Source organism: Streptomyces sp. NPDC045967, assembly GCF_056430495.1.
The window spans coordinates 31,069-48,981 of sequence record NZ_JBWKLE010000002.1 but is presented as its reverse complement, the minus strand read 5'-3'; the positions used below and the strand labels follow the sequence as shown (position 1 = coordinate 48,981).

Annotated in this window: 19 protein-coding genes; 5 read left to right on the top strand and 14 right to left on the bottom strand. The window is 73.7% G+C overall.

Annotation, left to right across the window (positions count from 1 at the left end; all coding sequences use genetic code 11):
• Positions 1–13 precede the first annotated feature (13 nt).
• The 3 genes from AC07FY_RS04105 to AC07FY_RS04095 form a co-directional block, all read right to left on the bottom strand.
• On the bottom strand, positions 14–2,080 hold the full coding sequence (locus AC07FY_RS04105; protein ID WP_479000058.1) for a SpoIIE family protein phosphatase: 2,067 nt from the start codon (positions 2,078–2,080) through the stop codon (positions 14–16).
• A gap of 181 nt (positions 2,081–2,261) precedes the next feature.
• A complete protein-coding gene (locus tag AC07FY_RS04100) occupies positions 2,262–3,527 on the bottom strand; it encodes an amino acid aminotransferase (RefSeq protein ID WP_479000055.1) in 1,266 nt (421 codons plus the stop codon).
• The gene (locus AC07FY_RS04095; protein ID WP_479000052.1) at positions 3,520–4,497 is read right to left on the bottom strand and encodes a DMT family transporter; all 978 of its coding nucleotides are present in this window, start codon (positions 4,495–4,497) and stop codon (positions 3,520–3,522) included. Before AC07FY_RS04095 ends, AC07FY_RS04100 begins: the two co-directional genes overlap by 8 nt.
• Positions 4,498–4,655: 158 nt before the next feature.
• Here AC07FY_RS04095 and AC07FY_RS04090 point away from each other — a divergent pair, with 158 nt between their 5' ends.
• Positions 4,656–5,147, top strand: a complete 492-nt coding sequence (locus tag AC07FY_RS04090; protein ID WP_479000049.1) for an Lrp/AsnC family transcriptional regulator — start codon at positions 4,656–4,658, stop codon at positions 5,145–5,147.
• Here the strand turns inward: AC07FY_RS04090 and AC07FY_RS04085 are convergent.
• Positions 5,133–5,726, bottom strand: coding sequence for an isochorismatase family protein (locus tag AC07FY_RS04085; RefSeq protein ID WP_479000046.1), 594 nt, complete (start codon positions 5,724–5,726; stop codon positions 5,133–5,135). The genes AC07FY_RS04090 and AC07FY_RS04085 overlap by 15 nt on opposite strands.
• Before the next feature lie 147 nt (positions 5,727–5,873).
• Between AC07FY_RS04085 and AC07FY_RS04080 the strand changes: the two genes are divergently transcribed.
• Positions 5,874–6,863, top strand: coding sequence for a GlxA family transcriptional regulator (locus AC07FY_RS04080; protein WP_479000043.1), 990 nt, complete (start codon positions 5,874–5,876; stop codon positions 6,861–6,863).
• Between the two features lie 15 nt (positions 6,864–6,878).
• On the opposite strand, the gene AC07FY_RS04075 is transcribed toward AC07FY_RS04080, so the two are convergent.
• From AC07FY_RS04075 to AC07FY_RS04065, 3 genes are read right to left on the bottom strand one after another with little or no spacing between them, the layout of a single operon-like run.
• Positions 6,879–7,388 carry an O-acetyl-ADP-ribose deacetylase gene (locus tag AC07FY_RS04075; RefSeq protein ID WP_479000040.1) on the bottom strand — a complete coding sequence of 170 codons (510 nt, stop codon included), beginning with the start codon at positions 7,386–7,388 and terminating at the stop codon, positions 6,879–6,881.
• The gene (locus tag AC07FY_RS04070; protein WP_479000037.1) at positions 7,388–8,806 is read right to left on the bottom strand and encodes a phytoene desaturase family protein; all 1,419 of its coding nucleotides are present in this window, start codon (positions 8,804–8,806) and stop codon (positions 7,388–7,390) included. Before AC07FY_RS04070 ends, AC07FY_RS04075 begins: the two co-directional genes overlap by 1 nt.
• Positions 8,807–8,863: 57 nt before the next feature.
• Entirely contained in the window at positions 8,864–9,685 is an 822-nt protein-coding gene (locus AC07FY_RS04065; RefSeq protein WP_479000034.1) for an inositol monophosphatase family protein, read from the bottom strand.
• A gap of 121 nt (positions 9,686–9,806) precedes the next feature.
• On the opposite strand from AC07FY_RS04065, the gene AC07FY_RS04060 reads away from it, so the two are divergent.
• The gene (locus AC07FY_RS04060) at positions 9,807–10,679 is read left to right on the top strand and encodes a DUF72 domain-containing protein (protein WP_479000031.1); all 873 of its coding nucleotides are present in this window, start codon (positions 9,807–9,809) and stop codon (positions 10,677–10,679) included.
• A gap of 99 nt (positions 10,680–10,778) precedes the next feature.
• Positions 10,779–11,189, top strand: coding sequence for an FKBP-type peptidyl-prolyl cis-trans isomerase (locus tag AC07FY_RS04055; protein ID WP_479000028.1), 411 nt, complete (start codon positions 10,779–10,781; stop codon positions 11,187–11,189).
• Between the two features lie 53 nt (positions 11,190–11,242).
• Here the strand turns inward: AC07FY_RS04055 and AC07FY_RS04050 are convergent, their stop codons facing one another.
• From AC07FY_RS04050 to AC07FY_RS04020, 7 genes are all read right to left on the bottom strand, one after another.
• Positions 11,243–12,241: a TIGR03842 family LLM class F420-dependent oxidoreductase gene (locus tag AC07FY_RS04050; RefSeq protein ID WP_479000025.1), complete on the bottom strand. Its 999-nt coding sequence runs from the start codon at positions 12,239–12,241 to the stop codon at positions 11,243–11,245.
• 20 nt (positions 12,242–12,261) lie between these two features.
• Entirely contained in the window at positions 12,262–13,662 is a 1,401-nt protein-coding gene (gene hydA / locus AC07FY_RS04045; protein WP_479000022.1) for a dihydropyrimidinase, read from the bottom strand.
• An 11-nt stretch (positions 13,663–13,673) separates the two neighbouring features.
• Positions 13,674–14,957 (bottom strand): aspartate aminotransferase family protein, encoded by a 1,284-nt coding sequence (locus AC07FY_RS04040; protein ID WP_479001526.1) that lies wholly within the window; start codon positions 14,955–14,957, stop codon positions 13,674–13,676.
• Between the two features lie 8 nt (positions 14,958–14,965).
• Entirely contained in the window at positions 14,966–15,808 is an 843-nt protein-coding gene (locus AC07FY_RS04035) for a nitrilase-related carbon-nitrogen hydrolase (protein ID WP_479000019.1), read from the bottom strand.
• A 344-nt stretch (positions 15,809–16,152) separates the two neighbouring features.
• Positions 16,153–16,533, bottom strand: coding sequence for a PPOX class F420-dependent oxidoreductase (locus tag AC07FY_RS04030; RefSeq protein ID WP_479000016.1), 381 nt, complete (start codon positions 16,531–16,533; stop codon positions 16,153–16,155).
• A 49-nt stretch (positions 16,534–16,582) separates the two neighbouring features.
• Entirely contained in the window at positions 16,583–16,732 is a 150-nt protein-coding gene (locus AC07FY_RS04025; RefSeq protein ID WP_479000013.1) for a hypothetical protein, read from the bottom strand.
• Positions 16,733–16,816: 84 nt separating this feature from the next.
• On the bottom strand, positions 16,817–17,074 hold the full coding sequence (locus AC07FY_RS04020) for a helix-turn-helix domain-containing protein (protein WP_479000010.1): 258 nt from the start codon (positions 17,072–17,074) through the stop codon (positions 16,817–16,819).
• Positions 17,075–17,138: 64 nt separating this feature from the next.
• Between AC07FY_RS04020 and map the strand changes: the two genes are divergently transcribed.
• The gene (map, locus tag AC07FY_RS04015; RefSeq protein WP_479000007.1) at positions 17,139–17,906 is read left to right on the top strand and encodes a type I methionyl aminopeptidase; all 768 of its coding nucleotides are present in this window, start codon (positions 17,139–17,141) and stop codon (positions 17,904–17,906) included.
• Positions 17,907–17,913: the final 7 nt, after the last annotated feature.

Sequence of the window (17,913 nt, the reverse complement as noted above, 5' to 3'; positions counted from 1 at the left end):
CGCGGGCCCCGGCTCAGACCGGGCGGGTCCGGGCCAGGAGCACCGCGACGTCGTCCTGCGGTGCGCTGGGCAGCAGCCGCTCCAGGATTCGGTCGCACAGTTCGCCGAGCGGCTGCCGCGTCCCGGTGAGGGCCCGCGCCAGCTGCTCCATCCCCTCGTCGAGGTCCCGGTCGCGGGCCTCGATCAGGCCGTCGGTGTAGAGCACGAGCAGGCTCCCCGGGGGCAGGGACACCTCTTCGGTGCGGAAGTCCTGCCCGCCGGTGCCCAACGGGGTGCCGGGCAGCCCGTGCAGGAAGGAGACGGTCCCGTCGGCGGCCGCCACGGCCGGCGGCGGGTGCCCGGCGCGGGCGATGACGCAGCCGCCGGACGCCGGATCGTGGACGGCGTACACGCAGGTGGCCATCTCGTCCTCGCCGAGGTCGGCGACGACCGCGTCCAGCGAGCGGAGCATCTGCTCCGGGGGCACGTCCAGGCGCGCGAGGGTCCGTACCGCCGTGCGCAGCTGGCCCATGACGGCCGCCGCGTGGATCCCGTGGCCCATCACGTCGCCGATGACCAGTCCGGTGCGGCCGCCGGGCAGCCGGATGACGTCGAACCAGTCCCCGCCGACGTCGTGGTCGCTGGCGGGCAGGTAGCGCCCCGTCAGTTCGAGGCCGGGGGCCTCGGGGAGCTCGCTGTTGGTGAGGCTGCGCTGGAGGGTCAGGGCGGCGTGCCGCTGGCGGGTGTACATCCGGGCGTTGTCGATGTTGAGGGCGGCGCGGGCGACCAGTTCGTCGACCAGCACGCGGTCCTCGTCGTCGAAGGGGCCGCGCTCGCGCAGCCGGGTCACGACGACCGCGCCCAGCACCTGTCCGCGGGCGACCAGCGGGACCATCCGGGCGGAGCCGAGGGTGGCGAGGTAGGCGCGCAGGGCGTCGGCGCGCGGGTCGGTGATCAGGGCCGGGACGTCGGGGGCGTAGAGGTCCATCGGGCGGCCCTCGGCGATCACCCGTTCGTAGACGCTGTCCGCGGGGATCTGGAAGGTCTGGCCCGCCTGGAGCTTCGCGGTGGGCGCGTCCGGGTCGGGGAAGGCGGCCGCGAGCCGCCGCATCAGCCCCCGGGTGGAGGCCGCGGCCCCCGGGGCCTCGTCCGGGCCCAGGACCGATTCGAGCAGCTGTACGTCGGCCGAGTCCGCGAGCTGCGGTACGAGCAGGTCCACGATCTCCCGGGCGGTCTGGCCGAGGTCCAGGGTGGTGCCGATGCGGGTGCCGGCCTCGGCCAGTAGGGCGAACCGGTGCCGGGCTCGTTCGGCCTCGGCCTGGGCGCGCTGTCCTTCGGTGATGTCGATGAGGGAGGCGATCAGGCCCAGGGGCCGCCCCGAGCCGTCGAGCAGCGGGGCGTAGGAGCAGGACCAGGTGCGGTCGTGGTCGGGGTCGGAGGCCGTGCGTCCGGTGCGGCGGACGTCGACGACGGCCGTGCCCCGTTCGAGGACCTGGCGCATGGTGGCCTCGAGGGCGGCGGCGTTGACCCCCGGCACGACCTCGGTGAGGCGCCTGCCGAGGTGGGCGGCGGCGGGGACGCCGTTCATCCGGGCCAGGGCGTCGTTGACGCGCAGGAAGCGCAGGTCGGTGCCGAGCGTGGCGAGCCCGATGGGCGACTGGGTGAACAGGCTCTGGAGCGCGGCGAGCGAGTCCCGCATGTGGAGCACCTCGGAGGTCTCCACGGCGATGAGCAGGGCGCCGGTGCGCCCCTGCGGGTCGGCGGCGGGGACGATCCACATCTCCATCACGACGCGGTGGCCGTCGCGGTGGCGCACGGGCAGCGTGCCGACGACGGTCTCGCCGGCCTGGACGCGGCGGGTCAGGTCGTGGGCGAGGCCCCGGTTGGCCTCGGGGACGAGGACGGAGGTGCCGGGGCAGCCGAGGATGTCCTCGGGGCGGTGGCCGAGGAGGTCCTGGGCGGCGAGCGACCACTCCACGATGCGGCCGTCGGCGTCCTCCCGCCACAGGGCGATCGGGAGCAGCTCGCGGAGCACGCCCGCGTACCCGACGGCTGCGTCCGGCGGGTCCGGCACTTCGCTCGTCGACTGGTAAGTGTCCACCGCACCGACCTCACCCCGGGGGGTCCGATTCCCAACGACTCACCCTATCCGAGGGGCAGCCGGGCGGCTCTGTGTCGGCTCGACCCGGCTGACCGGCCGGGGGCGTGTCATGCGCGCGCGTGGGGGGCGGGTGGCGGTGGCGGGCGGGTGGCGGTGGCGGGCGGCGGGCGGCCGGTGGGGTTCAGGCGCGGGTCTTCGCCTTCGGGGCGGTCCGGGGACCGCCCGGCGTCCGGTCCGCGTGCCCGACCGCGGGGAGGGGCGCCCCCGCGTCCAGGACCGCCGCGACGGACCGGGCCAGTCCTGGGATGCGGTGGCCGGCGATCCCCGCGATGTTGATGCGGCCCGAGGTGGTGCCGTAGACGGCGTGCCGGGTGCGCAGTTCCCGCATCTGCTCGGCCGTGAGCGGCAGCATCGAGAACATGCCCTTCTGCCGGCCCAGCGCCCGGGCCCGCGCTCCGTGTCCCAGCGCGGCGAGGTGCGTGGCGAGGTCGGCCCGGTTGGCCGTGATCCTGCCGCGCATGTCCTCCAGTTCCGCCCGCCACGCCGACCGCAGGCCGTCGTCCTGGAGGATCGTCGCCACCACCGCCGCACCGTGCTCGGGCGGCATGGAGTACAGGGTCCGGGCCGCGTTCTGCAGGGCCGTCTCGGCGTGCCCGAGCGCCCGGGCGGACGTACCGAGGACGATGGCGCAGCCGGTGCGGTCGCTGTAGAGCCCGAAGTTCTTCGAGCAGCTGACGGCGATCAGCATCTCCGGCACCCGGGCGGCCAGGATGCGCGTGGGCAGCAGGTCGGCCTCCAGGCCGTCGCCGAGCCCGTGGTAGGCGAGGTCGACGAACGGTATCCAGCCGTCGCGCCCGGCGCTTTCGGCCAGTGCCTCCCAGGCGTCCAGCGTGGGGTCGGCTCCGGTCGGGTTGTGGCAGCAGCCCTGGAGCAGCACGACGTCGTCCCGCCGCGCCGCGCCCAGTTCCGCGAGGACCCCCTCCGCGTCGAAGGCGCCTTCGGTGTCGCGCCAGCGGAACGTACGCACCGTCAGCCCGGCCGCCTCCAGGATCGGCCGGTGGTTGACGTATGCCGGGTCGCTGATCCACACGGTGGTGCCCGGGCGGGTCCGGCCGACCAGGTCGGCGAGCAGCCGCAGCGCGCCGGAGCCGGCGACGGTCTGGACAGTCACGGCGCGCCCGGCCGGCGCCCCGGACCCGAGGACCATCGTCTGCATCGCCCGGTTGAAGGCGGTGTTGCCGGAGAGCCCCCGGTACTCCTTGGACTCGCCCGTCTCGGCCAGCCGGAGCTCCGCCTCGCGCACGGCCGCCATGACGGGCGTGCGGCCCGTGTGGTCGCGGTAGACACCGAGGACGAGGTTCAGGCGTCCGGCCCGCTCGTCGGCGGCGAACGCGGCCGTGAGGTCCCACAGCGGGTCGGTGGGCGGCGGCGGGAGGAGCTCAAACATGTGCGGGAACCTCGGGTCGTGGGCGGCGGTTGGCAAGGACGACGCCGGCGGTGATCAGGGGGACGCCGACGAGAACGGCGAGGCTGGGTGCCTCCCCGAGCAGGGGCACGGCCAGCAGGACCACGGCCACCGGGCTGAGGCTCCCGCCGACGGAGCTGCGCTCCGCGCCGAGCCTGCGGATGGCGACCGCGTACAGCAGGCCGGCGCAAAGGCCGACCCCGAGCCCCTGGACGACGAGGAACAGGGCGATGTCGGCGCCCGCCGCATGGGCGAGGCCGGTCGGGAGCACGCCCGTCAGGACCAGGACCCCGATGACGGCGAAGGAGGGCAGGCACAGCAGGCCGATCGACCCGACGGGGTCGAGGGACACGTCCCGCAGGCCCACGGTGTAGAGGGCCCACAGGCCGCTGGCCACCAGGAGGGTGCCGGCGCCTTCCAGGACGTCCGCGTCGACGGGGACGACGTACCGCCACACCAGGGCGGCCACGCCGACCGCGATCAGGGCGAGCCCGGCGGCCTGCGTACCGCGCGGGACGCCGTGGCCGCGGGCGGCCATCAGCGCGGAGACGAACAGCGGGACCATGCCGGGGACGATCGCGCCCACGAAGGCGGCGGAGGTCAGGGAGCCGCCGTGCATGGCCGCGAGGAAGAACGGCACGCCGGCGCCGCAGACGATCTTCAGGGCGGGACCGGGCCGGACCGCCGCGATGCTGTGGCGGCGCCGCCACAGCGCGGGCAGCAGCACGAGGAGCGGGACGCCGAAGCGCAGCAGGGCGGCGTCGGCGGGCAGCAGGGTCGAGGCGCTCAGCGCGCGGGCGCTGAGCGCGAAGGCGGCCCAGATGGAGACGGTGACCAGGAGGGCGAGGACGCCCTCGGTCTGCGGGGAGAGCCCGCGCCGGCCGGGGTGTCCGGCCGGCGGGCCCGCCGTGGGGTGGGGCGCGGTCGCGCCGGGGATGTGCGTGGCGACCACGGTCGTTGCTCCAGCCTTACCGGGAACGGACCGGTCTGGTCCGCTCCCTGGCAACGCTAGTGCGGGGGCCGGGGCAGCCGATTGCCAGTTCTGTCTCTCCGGCCTACGTTGGGGGCAGGATCTGCCAAGAACCGCCGAAGATCCGCCGAGGAGAGCCCATGGACGCAGTCGATCTGCAGATCATCCGGGAGTTGCAGGCCGACGGGCGGCTGTCCAACCAGGACCTGGCCGACCGCGTCCGGCTCTCCCCCTCGCCCTGCCTGCGCCGGGTCCGCCGGCTGGAGGAGGCGGGGCTCATCCGGGGGTACACGGCCATGGTCGACCAGGTGGCCTTCGGCCTGCCCGTCACCGTGTTCGTCCGGATCCGGCTGGAGCGCCACACCGCGGAGGCGGTCCGGCTCTTCGAGGAGCACGTCGCCGTCATCGAGCACATCCAGGACTGCTATCTGATGGCGGGCAGCAGCGACTACCTGCTCCGCGTGGTCATCGAGGACCTGGAGGCGTACGAGGCGCTGGTGCGGCACCGGATCCACGCCATCCCCGGCATCGCCTCGATCGAGTCGAGCTTCGCGTACGGCAGCGTCAAGCAGACCCTTACCTACCCCCGCCCCTCCCCCCGGTCCTTCCCCGGGGCCTCAGCCCAGCGCTGAGGCGGACGGCACGACGACCGCGTAGAGGTCGGCGAGCGACGCGAGCGCGGCCCGGTGGATCTGTTCGGCCGGCACCTCGGCGACCGCCGTGCCCAGGGGCCGGGTGGCACAGGCGTCGGCGACGACGGTGGGCCGGTAGCCGCGCAGGAACGCGCCCTCCACGGTGTAGCTCACGCACATGTGGGTCATGAACCCGGCGACGACGACGTCCTTGTGGCCGGCGGCTTCGAGGTGTCCGGCCAGGTCGGTCCCGACGAAGGAGTTGGGGGCGGCCGTCTTGACCACCACGGTCTCCGCCTCGGCGGGAGCCATCCGGGGGTGGATCCGCCCGATGTCGGTGCGGATGTCGTACGGGGATCCCGGGCCGCCGTCGTGCTGGACGTGGATGATCCGCGCGCCGGCCTCGCGGGCCGCGGCCAGCAGCGCGGCGGCGGAGTCGAGGGCGGCGCGCCAGCCCGTCAGCTCCAGTACGCCCCGGGTGTAGGTGTTCTGGTAGTCGACCAGGACCAGGGTCGCCGCGGCGAGCGGGGCCGGGGCCGGGTCGAGGCCGTTGAGCTCGCGCAGGGTGGTCGCAGACATGGAAGTACCGTCCTCGGGGAGTCGCTCGGAAGGGGCGGGCCACTGCTCGGTGGCCGCGTATGGAACGCTATGGCCCACCGCAGGTGTCGGCCATGTCGTCCGACTTGCAGATACCGACATCGCGTGAGCCCGGCCGAACGGAGACCCGTGAGCACCGTCAGACCCCTGGTCGTCATCGTCCTCTTCGACGGGGTCGACCTGCTGGACGTCACCGGGCCGCCCGAGGTGTTCGCGCTGCTGCGCCGGGAGGTGGGCGAGCGGGCCGGTTACGACGTGGTGCTGGCCGCCGAGACCATGGAGCCCGTCACGACCTTCGCCGGGGTGCGCATCCTTCCCGACACCACCTTCGGCGAGGTGTCGGGCCGGCGCATCGACACCCTGCTGGTGCCCGGGGCCGTCGAACTCGACGACCGGGGCCGGGTGTACGCCGTGACCGAACCCGCCGTGGTGGGCCGGGTGAAGGAACTCGCCGCCCGGACCCGGCGCGTCGCCTCCGTCTGCGTGGGCGCCCACGTCCTCGCCGAGGCCGGGCTGCTGGACGGCAGGCGCGCCACCACCCACTGGTCCACGGCCCGGCAGCTGGCCGCCGAGCACCCCGCGGTCGAGGTGGACGCCGACCCGATCTTCATCCGCGACCGGGACGTGTGGACCGGAGCGGGCATCAGCGCCTGCCTCGACCTCTCCCTGGCGCTGGTGGCCGACGACTTCGGGGAGAGCGTCGCCCTGCGCATCGCCCGGCAGCTGGTGATGTACCTCAAGCGGCCGGGCGGGCAGAGCCAGTTCAGCGTTCCGCTCGAACCGGTCTCGACAACGCGCCGCGTCGACGACCTACGCCACCACATCGCGCGCAACATCGCCGAGCCGCTCACCGTCCCCGACCTCGCCGCCCACGCGCACGTCGGCGAACGGCAGCTGACCCGGATCTTCAAGACGGAACTGGGCACGACCCCGGCGGCCTACGTCGAATCGGCGCGGGTCGAAGTGGCGCGCAACCAGCTGGAGTCCACCGACGCCACCCTCGACCGCATCGCCTCGGCCTGCGGCTTCCACACGACCGACACCCTCATCCGCGCGTTCCGCCGGACGCTCGACACGACACCGACGGAATACCGCAACCGCTTCCGCTCCCCCCGGTAGGCCCGGGGCCGGGACTCAGCCCGCGGCGGCTGCGAAGGCGGCGTGGGCGGTGTCGTCGAAGAGCACGAAGCGCACCTCTTCCACCTCGGTACGGGCCGCCCGCACGGTCCGCACGGCGATCCGGGCCCCGTCGTCCAGGGGCCATCCGTAGATCCCGGTGGAGATGGCCGGGAAGGCGACCGTACGGGCTCCGAGTTCGTCGGCGACCCGCAGGGACTCCCGGTAGCACGAGGCGAGCAGCTCCGAGCGGTCCTCCTCGCCGGACCAGACGGGGCCGACGGTGTGGATCACGTGCCGGGCGGGGAGCCGTCCCGCGGTGGTGGCGACGGCGCGGCCCGTCGCCAGGCCCTTGCCGTAGTGCGAGCGGCGCAGGTCCTCGCAGGCGGCGAGGATCTCCGGGCCGCCGCGCCGGTGGATGGCGCCGTCGACCCCGCCGCCCCCGAGCAGCGAGGAGTTGGCCGCGTTGACGATCGCGTCGGCACGCTCGGCGGTGATGTCGCCGCGGACCAGGGTGATGCGGACCATCAGGAGTCCTTCCTCAGGTGGCGCCAGACGGCCTTCGCCGCGTTGTGGCCCGACATCCCGTGCACGCCGGGGCCCGGCGGAGTGGCCGAGGAGCACAGGAACACCGCCGGGTTGGCGGTCGTGTACGGGGAGAGGCTGAGCTTGGGGCGCAGCAGCAGCTGGAGGCCCGAGGCCGCACCGCAGGCGATGTCGCCGCCGACGTAGTTGGGGTTGCGGGCGGCCATCTCGGGCGGGCCGGCCGTGGCGCGGGCGAGGACCAGGTCGCGGAAGCCCGGTGCGAAACGCTCCAGTTGGCGCTCGACGGCCTCGGTGAGGTCGCCCTGCCAGTTCTTGGGGACGTGGCCGTACGCCCAGAACACGTGCTTGCCCTCGGGTGCGCGGCCGGGGTCGACGAGGCTGGGCTGCGCCGTGATGAGGAAGGGCGTACGGGGGGCCCGGCCGCCCGAGGCCAGGTGCAGGGCGGCGTCGATGTCACGGGTGCGGGGGCCGATCTGGACGGTCCCGGCCCGGCGCGGCTCCTCGGCGGTCCAGGGGACCGGCCCGTCGAGCGCGTAATCGATCTTGTAGACGGCGGCGCCGTACCGGTAGCCGTCGTAGGCGCTGCCCAGCCGGGCGATGCGGGCCAGCGCGGTCGGGGAGGTGTCGAAGACGTAGGCGCGGGCGGGCGGCAGGTCGTCCAGCCGCTTCACCTCGAAACCGGTGTGGACGGCGCCGCCGAGGTCGCGCAGGTAGGCGGCGAGGGCGTCGGAGAGCGCCTGCGAGCCGCCGCGCGGCATCGGCCAGCCGTTCGCGTGCGCGGCCAGGGCGAAGACCAGGCCCACGGCGCTGGTGGCGATCCCGTCGAGCGGGGCGATGACGTGCGCCACCAGCCCGGCGAACAGGGCGCGGGCCCGCTCGTCGCGGAAGCGGCGCAGCAGCCAGGTGGCGGGCGGCAGTCCGGCGAGCCCGAACCGGGCGAGGGTGAGCGGGTCGCGGGGCAGCGCGGTGGCGGGCAGCGACATGAAGTCCCGGGCCAGGGTGGGCCACCGGCCGAGGAACGGCTCGACGAGCCGCCGGTAGGCGCCGGCGTCGCGGGGCCCGAGCGACGCGGCCGTCTCGGGGACCGAGCGGGACAGGACGGCTGCCGTGCCGTCGTCGAAGGGGTGCGCCATGGGCAGCGGGGCGTGCAGCCACTCCAGCCCGTACCGCTTCAGCGGCATCGTCGCGAAGACCGGCGAGCCCGCGCCGAGCGGGTGCACCGCCGAGCAGGGGTCGTGCCGGAAGCCGGGCAGGGTGAGCTCCTCGGTCCGCGCTCCGCCGCCGACCGTGCCGGCGGCTTCGAAGAGGGCCACCGAGAAGCCCCGCCGGGCCAGTTCGACGGCGGCCGTGAGCCCGTTGGGCCCCGCCCCCACCACGACCGCATCGAGAATCGACGGCACTTGCGACTCCTTCGTCCGGCGGCGCCACCGCGCCCAGGATATTGCGGCGTGGGCGCTTCAGCCGCGCAGCAGGTCGCGGACGCGGGCCGTGGTGGCCTCGTCGCGGCCCACGGCGAACGGCAGCGCGTTGTCCCGGTCCACCCGGAAGGGGACCCCGTCGACGGTGCTCTGCGCCCCGCCGGCCTCGGCGACCAGCAGCAGTCCCGCCGCGTGGTCCCATGCCGAGGGCCAGGTGAAGGCCAGGGCGTCGATCTCGCCGCGGGCCACCTTCAGGTACTCGAGGCCGGCCGATCCGCAGGGCCTGGCCGCCACACCGGGCACGTCCAGCCGACCGAGGGTCCGCTTGTCCTGCGCCGAGGTGTAGAGGGGGTGCGCCATGGCGACCCGCAGCTCCGCGCCCGGCTCGGGCGAGCCGGCGGCGATCCGCCGCCCGCCCACGAAGGCGCCCTGCCCGCGCACGGCGGTGGCCAGCTCCTCGAGGGCCGGGGCGAAGGTCCAGGAGGCGAGGATCTCCCCGCGGTGGGCCAGTGCCACCAGCGTGCAGAAGGCCGGGTCGCCGGAGACGAACTGCCGGGTGCCGTCGACCGGGTCCACGATCCACACCGGGGCGTCGGCGCGCAGCGCCCCGTACACGGTCGGGTCGGCGTGCACGGCCTCCTCGCCCACCACGGCCGAACCGGGCAGCAGCCGCCGCAACGAGGCCGTGAGGTGCTCCTCGGCCTTGCGGTCGGCCACCGTCACCAGGTCGTGCGGTCCGCTCTTCTCGTCGACCTCGTGCTCGGCGAGCTGCCGGAACCTCGGCATGATCTCGATCGCCGCCGCCTTGCGGACGGCCTCTTCCACATCGGACAGGCCATGGGTGAGGAACTCATCGATCATGCGCCCATCACATCACGCCGGACCGACAAAGCCCACCGGCCCCGGTGACGGCGGCGCGCACACCGGATGGCGACCCGGTGACGGCCGATAGCGCCGGGCCGGGCGGGGTATCCGCGCCGCCATGGGTGACATCTCGGTGGGCACGTGTTCGTGGACGGATCCTTCGCTGGTCGCCGGGGGGTGGTACCCGGCCGGGCAGCGTGACGCGGAGGGGCGGCTCAGGTACTACGCCACCCGCTTCCCGGTCGTCGAGGTCGACTCCACCTACTACGGCATGCCGAGCCTGCGCAACAGCGTGCTGTGGGCCGGGCGGACCCCGCCCGGCTTCCGGTTCGACGTGAAGGCCTTCTCCCTGCTGACCGGCCATCCCACCCGGACCGCAGCCCTTCCCGCCGATCTGCGGGGAGGGGACGCCGCCCCCGCTCGGGTGCGCGCCGACCCCGCGCTGCTGAAGGAGGTGTGGCAGCGGTTCAGCAGCGCCCTGGAGCCCTTGCGCGAGAGCGGGCGGCTGGGGACCCTGCTGTTCCAGTTCCCGCCCTCGCTGGCTCCCGGTGCGCGGGGTGAGCAACGGGTCGAGGAGAGCGTCGGGCGGGCCGAAGGCTGGCCGGTGGCGGTGGAGTTCCGCCACCCCGAGTGGTGGAGCGAGCGGCGGCGGGCCGCGACCGCCGCGCTCCTGACCCGGTGCGGGGCGGCGGCCGTCGCCGTCGACACCGCCCAGGGACTGCCTTCCTCCGTTCCCCCGGTCACGGCCGTCACCACACCGGAGCTGGCCGTCGTCCGTTTCCACGGGCGCAGCCCGGCCTGGGGCTCCTCCGGCCCCGGCAGCAAGGAGGCCGCGTACCGCCACACCTACACGGAGGCCGAGCTGGCTCCCTGGGCCGCCCGCCTGCGGTCCATGGCGCGTCAGGCCGACTCCGTGCACGCCCTGTTCAACAACTGCTGCGCCGACGCGGCCGTGCGGGCGGCGGAGACGATGCGGTGCCTGCTCGAATGACCTGCGCACGGTCGGTAGCGTGGCCGTCTCCCGCCCGGAGCGACCATCCGCACGGCTGGTCCGCGGAAGGGGGGTGTGGACGGACAGTGACGAGGACGCATGAGTGAACTGACGAAGCCCGAGGTCGACCTTCCGAAGGGTGCGGCTCCTGCGGAGCTGACCGTCCGGGACGTGGTCGTCGGCGACGGCGTCGAGGTCAAGGCGGGCATGGTGGTCAAGGTGCACTACGTCGGCGTGGTCTTCGAGTCCGGGAAGGAGTTCGACGCCTCCTGGGACCGGGGCCGGCCGTTCAAGTTCGCCCTGGGCAGCGGCAGGGTCATCAAGGGCTGGGACCGGGGGGTGAGCGGGATGAGGGTCGGCGGTCGGCGCGAGATCGTCGTTCCCCCGCGCCTCGGCTACGGGAAGCAGTCCCCTTCCCCCTTGATCCCGGCGGGCTCGACCCTGATCTTCGTGGTGGACCTGCTCGACGCCTACTCCGCCACAGCCGGGTGGAGCAACCCGGAAGGCTGAACCGCCGCCGGGGGCGGGACCGACCCGTCGTCGGTCCCGCGCCCGCACGGGAGTCAGCGGAGCGCCGGGATGACGTGCTCGCCGTAGGCGTCGATGGTGGCCTCCTTCGCGTCGTGCATGTCGTAGACGGCGAACTGGTCGACGCCGAGGTCGCGCAGGGCGCGGAGCCTGTCGATGTGGGCCTCCGGCGGGCCCAGCAGGCAGAAGCGGTCGACGATCTCGTCGGGGACGAAGTCCGTGGACGGGTTCCCTGCGCGGCCGTGGTGGCTGTAGTCGTAGCCCTGGCGGGCCTTGACGTACTCGGTGAGGGCGTCCGGGACCATCCCCGAGTGCTCCCCGTAGCGGGAGACGAGGTCGGCGACGTGGTTGCCGACCATGCCGCCGAACCAGCGGCACTGGTCGCGGGCGTGGGCGAGGTCCTCGCCCACGTACGCCGGGGCCGCCACGCAGATGGTGATCGCGTCCGGGTCGCGTCCCGCCCGGGACGCCGCCTCGCGGACCGCGTGGATCATCCACTCGGTGAGGTAGGGGTCGGCGAGCTGGAGGATGAACCCGTCCGCCTTCTCCCCGGCCAGGGCGAGCGCCCTGGGACCGTACGCGGCCATCCAGACGGGCAGTCTGCCGTCGCGGATCCACGGGATGCGGATCGGGTTGCCGTCGACCAGTGCCTCGCGGCCCTCCGCCAGGTCGCGGATGACGTCGATGGCCTCGCCGAGCCGGGCCAGGGTGTTGGGTGCGCGCCCCGCGACGCGCATCGCGGAGTCCCCGCGGCCGATCCCGCACACGGTGCGGTTGCCGTACATGTCGTTCAGGGTGGCGAAGGTGGAGGCGGTCACCTCCCAGGTCCGGGTGCCGGGGTTGGTGACCATGGGGCCGATGTGCAGCTTCTGCGTGTTGGCCAGGATCTGGCTGTAGATGACGAACGGTTCCTGCCAGAGGACCGCCGAGTCGAAGGTCCAGCCGTAGCGGAAGCCGTTGCGCTCGGCTCGGCGCATGAGGCTGACGACCTGCGAGGCGGGCGGGTCGGTTTGCAGGACGAGGCCGAAGTCCATACGGGCGGCTCCTTACGGGCTTACAGGAACTGGCAGGTGGAGCGGGGGATGAAGACTCCGTGGCCGGGCCGGCCGGCGTACTCGCGCCGGTCGATGACGAGTTCGCCGCGCGAGAGCACGGTGTCGACGCGTCCGGTGATCCGCCTGCCCTCGTACGCCGAGTAGTCCACGTTCATGTGGTGCGTCTCGGCGGAGATGACCTGCTCGGCGTGCGGATCGTAGAGGACGATGTCGGCGTCGGAGCCCGGCGCGATGGTGCCCTTCTGGGGGTAGAGGCCGAACATCCTGGCCGGGGTCGCGCACGCGATCTCGATCCAGCGCCGGCGGCTGATGTGCCCGTCCAGGACGGCCTGGTGGAGGAGGTCCATCCGGTTCTCCACCCCCGGCAGCCCGTTGGGGATCTTGGAGAAGTCACCGCGGCCCAGTTCCTTCTGGCCCCGGAAGCAGAAGGGGCAGTGGTCGGTGGAGACCACCTGGAGGTCGTTGGTGCGCAGCCCCCGCCACAGCGCCGCCTGGTGCTCGCGCGGCCTCAGCGGAGTGGAGCAGACGTACTTGGCGCCCTGGAAGTCGGGCTCGGCGAGGTTGTCGGTGGACAGGAAGAGGTACTGCGGGCAGGTCTCCCCGAAGACGGGCAGGCCCTTGTCCCGGGCGGTCGCCAGTTCGGCGACCGCCTCCTCGGCGGAGACGTGCACGACGTACAGCGGGGAGCCGGCGACCCGGGCGAGCTGGATGGCCCGGTGCGTGGCCTCCGCCTCGAGCAGCACCTTGCGGACCTCGCCGTGGTGGCGGGGGTCGGTCTCCCCGCGGGCCAGGGCCTGTTCGACGAGCACGTCGATGGCGATGCCGTTCTCGGCGTGCATCATGATCAGCCCGCCGTTGCCGGAGGCCCGCTGCATGGCGCGCAGGATCTGCCCGTCGTCGCTGTAGAAGACGCCCGGGTAGGCCATGAACAGCTTGAAGGAGGTGACCCCCTCCCCCACCAGCAGGTCCATCTCCTTGAGGGTGCCCTCGTTGACGTCCGAGAGGATCATGTGGAAGGCGTAGTCGATGGAGCAGTTGCCGTCGGCCTTGTCGTACCAGGTGTCGAGCCCCTCGCGCAGGGCGTGCCCCACGCTCTGCACGGCGAAGTCGACGATCGTGGTGGTACCGCCCCAGGCGGCGGCCCGGGTTCCGGTCTCGAAGGTGTCCGAGGCGGAGGTGCCGCCGAAGGGGAGTTCCATGTGGGTGTGCGCGTCGACCCCGCCCGGGATGACGTACTTCCCGCCGGCGTCGAGCGTGCGGTCGGCCGTCCAGGCCGCGGCGGCCGCCGAGCCGTGCGCCGCGAGGGCGGCCACGCGGCCGTCCTCGATCAGGACGTCCGCGTGCAGTTCGTCGGAGGCGGTGATGACCAGGCCGCCGCTGATCAGGGTGCGGGTGCTCATGTGCGTCCCCTCTACTGGATGCTGCGCAGGGCCTGTTCGAGGATCTCGGCGCCCTCTTCCGCCTCGGCGACGGTGAGGGAGAGCGGCGGCGCGATGCGCAGCACACTGGTGTTGTGGCCGCCGCCCTTGCCGATCAGCAGGCCGCCGGCGCGGGCGGCCTCCAGTACGGCGGCGGCCGCGTCCGGGTCGGCCTGGTCGGTGCCCGGCCGGGTCAGTTCCAGTCCGGCCATCAGGCCGCGTCCGCGCACTTCCCGTACGGCGGGCACGTACGCGGCGATGGCGCGCAGCCGCTCCAGGAGGAGGCCGCCGACGCGGCGGGCGTTGCCCTGGAGGTCGTGCTCCAGCAGGTAGGAGAGGTTCGCGAGGCCGGCCGCCATGGTGACGGGGGAACCGCCGAAGGTGGAGATGGAGTTGGAGTCCAGGCAGTTCATCACCTCGGCCCGGGCGACGACCCCGCCGATGGACATGCCGTTGCCGATGCCCTTGGCGAAGGTGACGATGTCCGGCGGGCCGCTCTGGGCGTGGGCCTGCCAGCCCCAGAAGTGTTCGCCGGTGCGGCCCCAGCCGGTCTGCACCTCGTCGCTGATCCACAGGATGCCGTGCCGGTCCAGGACCTCCCGGAAGGCCCCGTACAGGCCGTCGGGCGGGGACGTGAACCCGCCGACGCCCTGGATCGGCTCGGCGAGGAGCGCGGCCACTCCCCCGCGGGTCTGGCCGAGTACGTCTTCCAGGTCGGCGACGGCCGCTGCGGTGAAGGCGGTGTCGTCGAGGTGGGCGAAGGGGCCGCGGGTGCGGACGGCGCCGTGCACGTAGTACGTCTGGAGCGGCGAGAGGCTGGTCGGGGACCAGCCGCGGTTGCCCGTGACGGAGACGGTGGAGAACGACCGGCCGTGGTAGCTGTTGCGCATCGCCAGGATCTGGTTGGAGCGGCGGTACGTGGTCGCGAGGAGCAGCGCGGTGTCGTTGGCCTCGGTGCCGGAGGTGGTGAAGAAGACCCGGGCGTCGGGGATGCCGGAGAGCGCGGCGACCCGTTCGGCCAGCTCGATCATGGGGCGGTTCAGGTACAGGGTGGAGGAGTGGATGATCCGCCCGGCCTGTTCGGAGACGGCCTTGGTGACCTCGGGCAGGGCGTGGGCGGTCATCGTCGTGAGGATGCCGCCGAAGAAGTCGAGGTAGCGGTTGCCGTCGGCGTCCCAGACGTGGCGGCCCTCGCCGTGGGTGAGTTCGAGGGGGCGGTCGTAGTAGAGCGCGAGCCAGTCGGGCAGGACGGTGCGGTGGCGGCTGTGCAGGGGCATCGGGTTGGTCACGGCTGTACGAGCCCTCCGTAGGCGTCGGGGCGGCGGTCGCGGTAGAAGGCCCACTGGTCGCGGACCTGCTTGATGAGGTCGAAGTCGAGGTCGCGGACGACAAGTTCCTCCTCCTTGTCGCTGGCCACCTCACCGACGAACTGCCCGCGGGGGTCCACGAAGTAGCTGGTGCCGTAGAAGTCGTTGTCGCCGTACTCCTCCTGGCCGATGCGGTTGATCGCGGCGACGAAGTACTCGTTGGCGACGGCCGCGGCGGGCTGCTCCAGCTGCCACAGGTGGGAGGACAGGCCCCGGTGGGTGGCGGAGGGGTTGTAGACCAGCTGGGCGCCGGCGAGGCCCAGTTGGCGCCAGCCCTCCGGGAAGTGGCGGTCGTAGCAGATGTAGACCCCGACCTTGCCGACGGCGGTGTCGAAGACGGGCCAGCCGGCGTTGCCCGGGCGGAAGTAGTACTTCTCCCAGAAGCCCTTGACCTGGGGGATGTGGTGCTTGCGGTACTTGCCGAGGTAGCTGCCGTCGGCGTCGATCACGGCGGCGGTGTTGTAGTAGAAGCCGGCGCTCTCCAGCTCGAAGACCGGGACGACGATGACCATGCCGGTCTCCCGGGCCAGGTCCTGCATGCGGCGGACGGTCGGGCCGTCCGGGACGGCCTCGGCCCAGCGGTAGTGCTCGGGCTCCTGGACCTGGCAGAAGTAGGGGGCGTTGAACACCTCCTGGAAGCCGATGATCTTCGCGCCCTGGGCGGCGGCCCGCCGGGCGTGCTCCTCGTGCTTGGCGATCATCGATTCGGTGTCTCCGGTCCAGGTGGCCTGGACCAGAGCGGCGCGAACGACTTGGGCCATGAGCTGCTCCTCGCGACGGAAACGCCGGGTTCTACGCACGTAGACGGTGTCCGTAGGGAGTAGAACGTAGGCCGCGGCACAGCGTGGGGCAAGACCGCCTCGCGGGGTTGGAGCAGTCGATCACGTTAGGTCGCCCGGCGGTCGATTGCGGTCAGGCGGCGGGCGGTTTGCGCCGTGCCGCGACCGGCCCGCCGAGGGGCGGACCAGGGGGCCGCGGCCCCCGGACCGCGACTCCCGGACCGCGGCCGGACCGCGGCCGGACCGCGGCCGGACCGCGGCCGGCGCCACCGAAGGCACTCGGGCGGCCGGACCCCTCGGGTACGGCGGGCGGCGGCCCGGGCGGGTCAGAGCTTCACGGCGATCGCGGTGTGGGGGCGCCGCCCCCGGCGCGCCAGCATCGCCGGCACGTCGACCATCCAGAACTGCCAGGTGTACTTGCGCATCATGAGCCCGCGCACCCGCTTCAGGCCCGCGCCGTCGAGCAGCCTGGCCTCGCCCTCCCGTACCGGCGCGCCGTCCTCGACCCGTCCGCGCACGTCGCACGGGCTCACGGTGACGCGCCCGTCGTTGCGGATCCGTTTGACCTTCCACGAGTCGCTGCGCGTCCACACGTACAGCTCCCCGGCGTCGGCGACCGCCCACACCGGCGTCGCCACCGGTGTGCCGTCCTTGCGGAAGGTGGTGAGACTGACGTACCGCGCCTTGCCCAGCTCTTCGAGGTCCATGCCGGAACCCTAAGCGGCGGCGGGCCGTGGCCGGCGGCCGTCCGCCGGGCTACCGGCCGCGCGCGCTCGAGCCGCCGGACGCCCCCGAGGGCGACGCCCGGCCGTCGGGCGCGGCGCAGGCCGCCAGCAGCAGCCCTCCCGCGAGGAGCGCGCCGATGAGTCCGAAACCGAGTCGCTTGGATGTGTCCGTGGCTGCCACGCCCTCACGCCTGCCCCGCGGCCCCGCGGCCACACCGCCCGTTGGGCCGTTCGGCCGCCGGACACTCCCCGCCGGCGGGGCTCCTCAGACCGGTACGGCCGCGGGGGCGCAGCGGCGCAGCACCTCGTCCAGCGAGAGGCCGAGGACCTCGGCCAGGGCCGCCACCGTGAAGAAGGCGGGCGTCGGTGCCCGGCCGGTCTCGATCTTGCGGAGGGTCTCGGGCGAGAGCCCGGCTCCGGCAGCGATCTCGACCATGCTGCGCGCACCGCGCGCCTCGCGCAGCAGCGCACCCAGCCGCTCGCCGCGCTCGCGCTCTTCGGGGGTCAAAGGGGTGCGGACCATGCCGCCACCCTACCCTGCCCACCCATAAGTATCCCGTTACAGTTATACCGGTATAGTTATTGGCATGGTGGAACTGAAGACGGACAAGTCGATCGACGAGATGCGCGCCGCCGGACGCGTCGTGGCCCGCGCCCTCACGGCCGTACGGGAGGCCGCGCGGGTCGGAAGCTCCCTGCTCGAACTGGACGAGGTGGCTCGCGGCGTCCTGCGCGAGGCGGGCGCCGCCTCCCCCTTCCTCGGCTACCGGCCGCGGTTCGCGCCGGTGCCCTTCCCCGCCGTCATCTGCGCCTCGGTCAACGACGCGATCGTGCACGGCATCCCGGGCGCCTACCGGCTGCGCGACGGCGACCTGGTCAGCATCGACTGCGGGGCCCGGCTCGGCGGCTGGGTCGGTGACGCGGCGGTCACCTTCGCCGTCGGCCGGCCCCGCCCCGCCGACCTGCGGCTCATCGGGACGGCCGAGGCGGCGCTCGCCGCCGGCATCGCGGCGGCCGTCCCCGGCAACCGGATCGGCGACATCGCCCACGCGGTGGGCTCGGTCTGCCGCGCCGCGGGCTACGGCATCCCCGACGGCTTCGGGGGCCACGGGATCGGCCGCCGCATGCACGAGGACCCGGGCGTGCCCAACGAAGGCCCGCCGGGGCGCGGCATGAGGCTGCGCCCCGGCATGGTGCTCGCCATCGAGCCGATGCTGACCGCGGGCGGCACCGACGACTACCGCTGCGACGAGGACGGCTGGACCCTGCGCACCACCGACGGCAGCCGGGCCGCGCACGCGGAGCACACGGTCGCGATCACCGCCGACGGCCCGAGGATCCTCACCGCCCTCTGACCCCGCC

Excerpts from the sequence above, each read along its gene's own strand:
- AC07FY_RS04055 (WP_479000028.1), top strand. The coding sequence starts at position 10,779 with ATGAGTGAACTGACGAAGCCCGAGGTCGACCTTCCGAAGGGTGCGGCT.
- AC07FY_RS04075 (WP_479000040.1), bottom strand. The coding sequence starts at position 7,388 with ATGGTCCGCATCACCCTGGTCCGCGGCGACATCACCGCCGAGCGTGCC.
- AC07FY_RS04035 (WP_479000019.1), bottom strand. The coding sequence starts at position 15,808 with ATGGCCCAAGTCGTTCGCGCCGCTCTGGTCCAGGCCACCTGGACCGGA.
- AC07FY_RS04100 (WP_479000055.1), bottom strand. The coding sequence starts at position 3,527 with ATGTTTGAGCTCCTCCCGCCGCCGCCCACCGACCCGCTGTGGGACCTC.
- AC07FY_RS04090 (WP_479000049.1), top strand. The coding sequence starts at position 4,656 with ATGGACGCAGTCGATCTGCAGATCATCCGGGAGTTGCAGGCCGACGGG.
- AC07FY_RS04040 (WP_479001526.1), bottom strand. The coding sequence starts at position 14,957 with ATGCCCCTGCACAGCCGCCACCGCACCGTCCTGCCCGACTGGCTCGCG.
- AC07FY_RS04065 (WP_479000034.1), bottom strand. The coding sequence starts at position 9,685 with ATGATCGATGAGTTCCTCACCCATGGCCTGTCCGATGTGGAAGAGGCC.
- AC07FY_RS04085 (WP_479000046.1), bottom strand. The coding sequence starts at position 5,726 with ATGTCTGCGACCACCCTGCGCGAGCTCAACGGCCTCGACCCGGCCCCG.
- map (WP_479000007.1), top strand. The coding sequence starts at position 17,139 with ATGGTGGAACTGAAGACGGACAAGTCGATCGACGAGATGCGCGCCGCC.
- AC07FY_RS04050 (WP_479000025.1), bottom strand. The coding sequence starts at position 12,241 with ATGGACTTCGGCCTCGTCCTGCAAACCGACCCGCCCGCCTCGCAGGTC.
- AC07FY_RS04030 (WP_479000016.1), bottom strand. The coding sequence starts at position 16,533 with ATGGACCTCGAAGAGCTGGGCAAGGCGCGGTACGTCAGTCTCACCACC.
- AC07FY_RS04020 (WP_479000010.1), bottom strand. The coding sequence starts at position 17,074 with ATGGTCCGCACCCCTTTGACCCCCGAAGAGCGCGAGCGCGGCGAGCGG.
- hydA (WP_479000022.1), bottom strand. The coding sequence starts at position 13,662 with ATGAGCACCCGCACCCTGATCAGCGGCGGCCTGGTCATCACCGCCTCC.
- AC07FY_RS04060 (WP_479000031.1), top strand. The coding sequence starts at position 9,807 with ATGGGTGACATCTCGGTGGGCACGTGTTCGTGGACGGATCCTTCGCTG.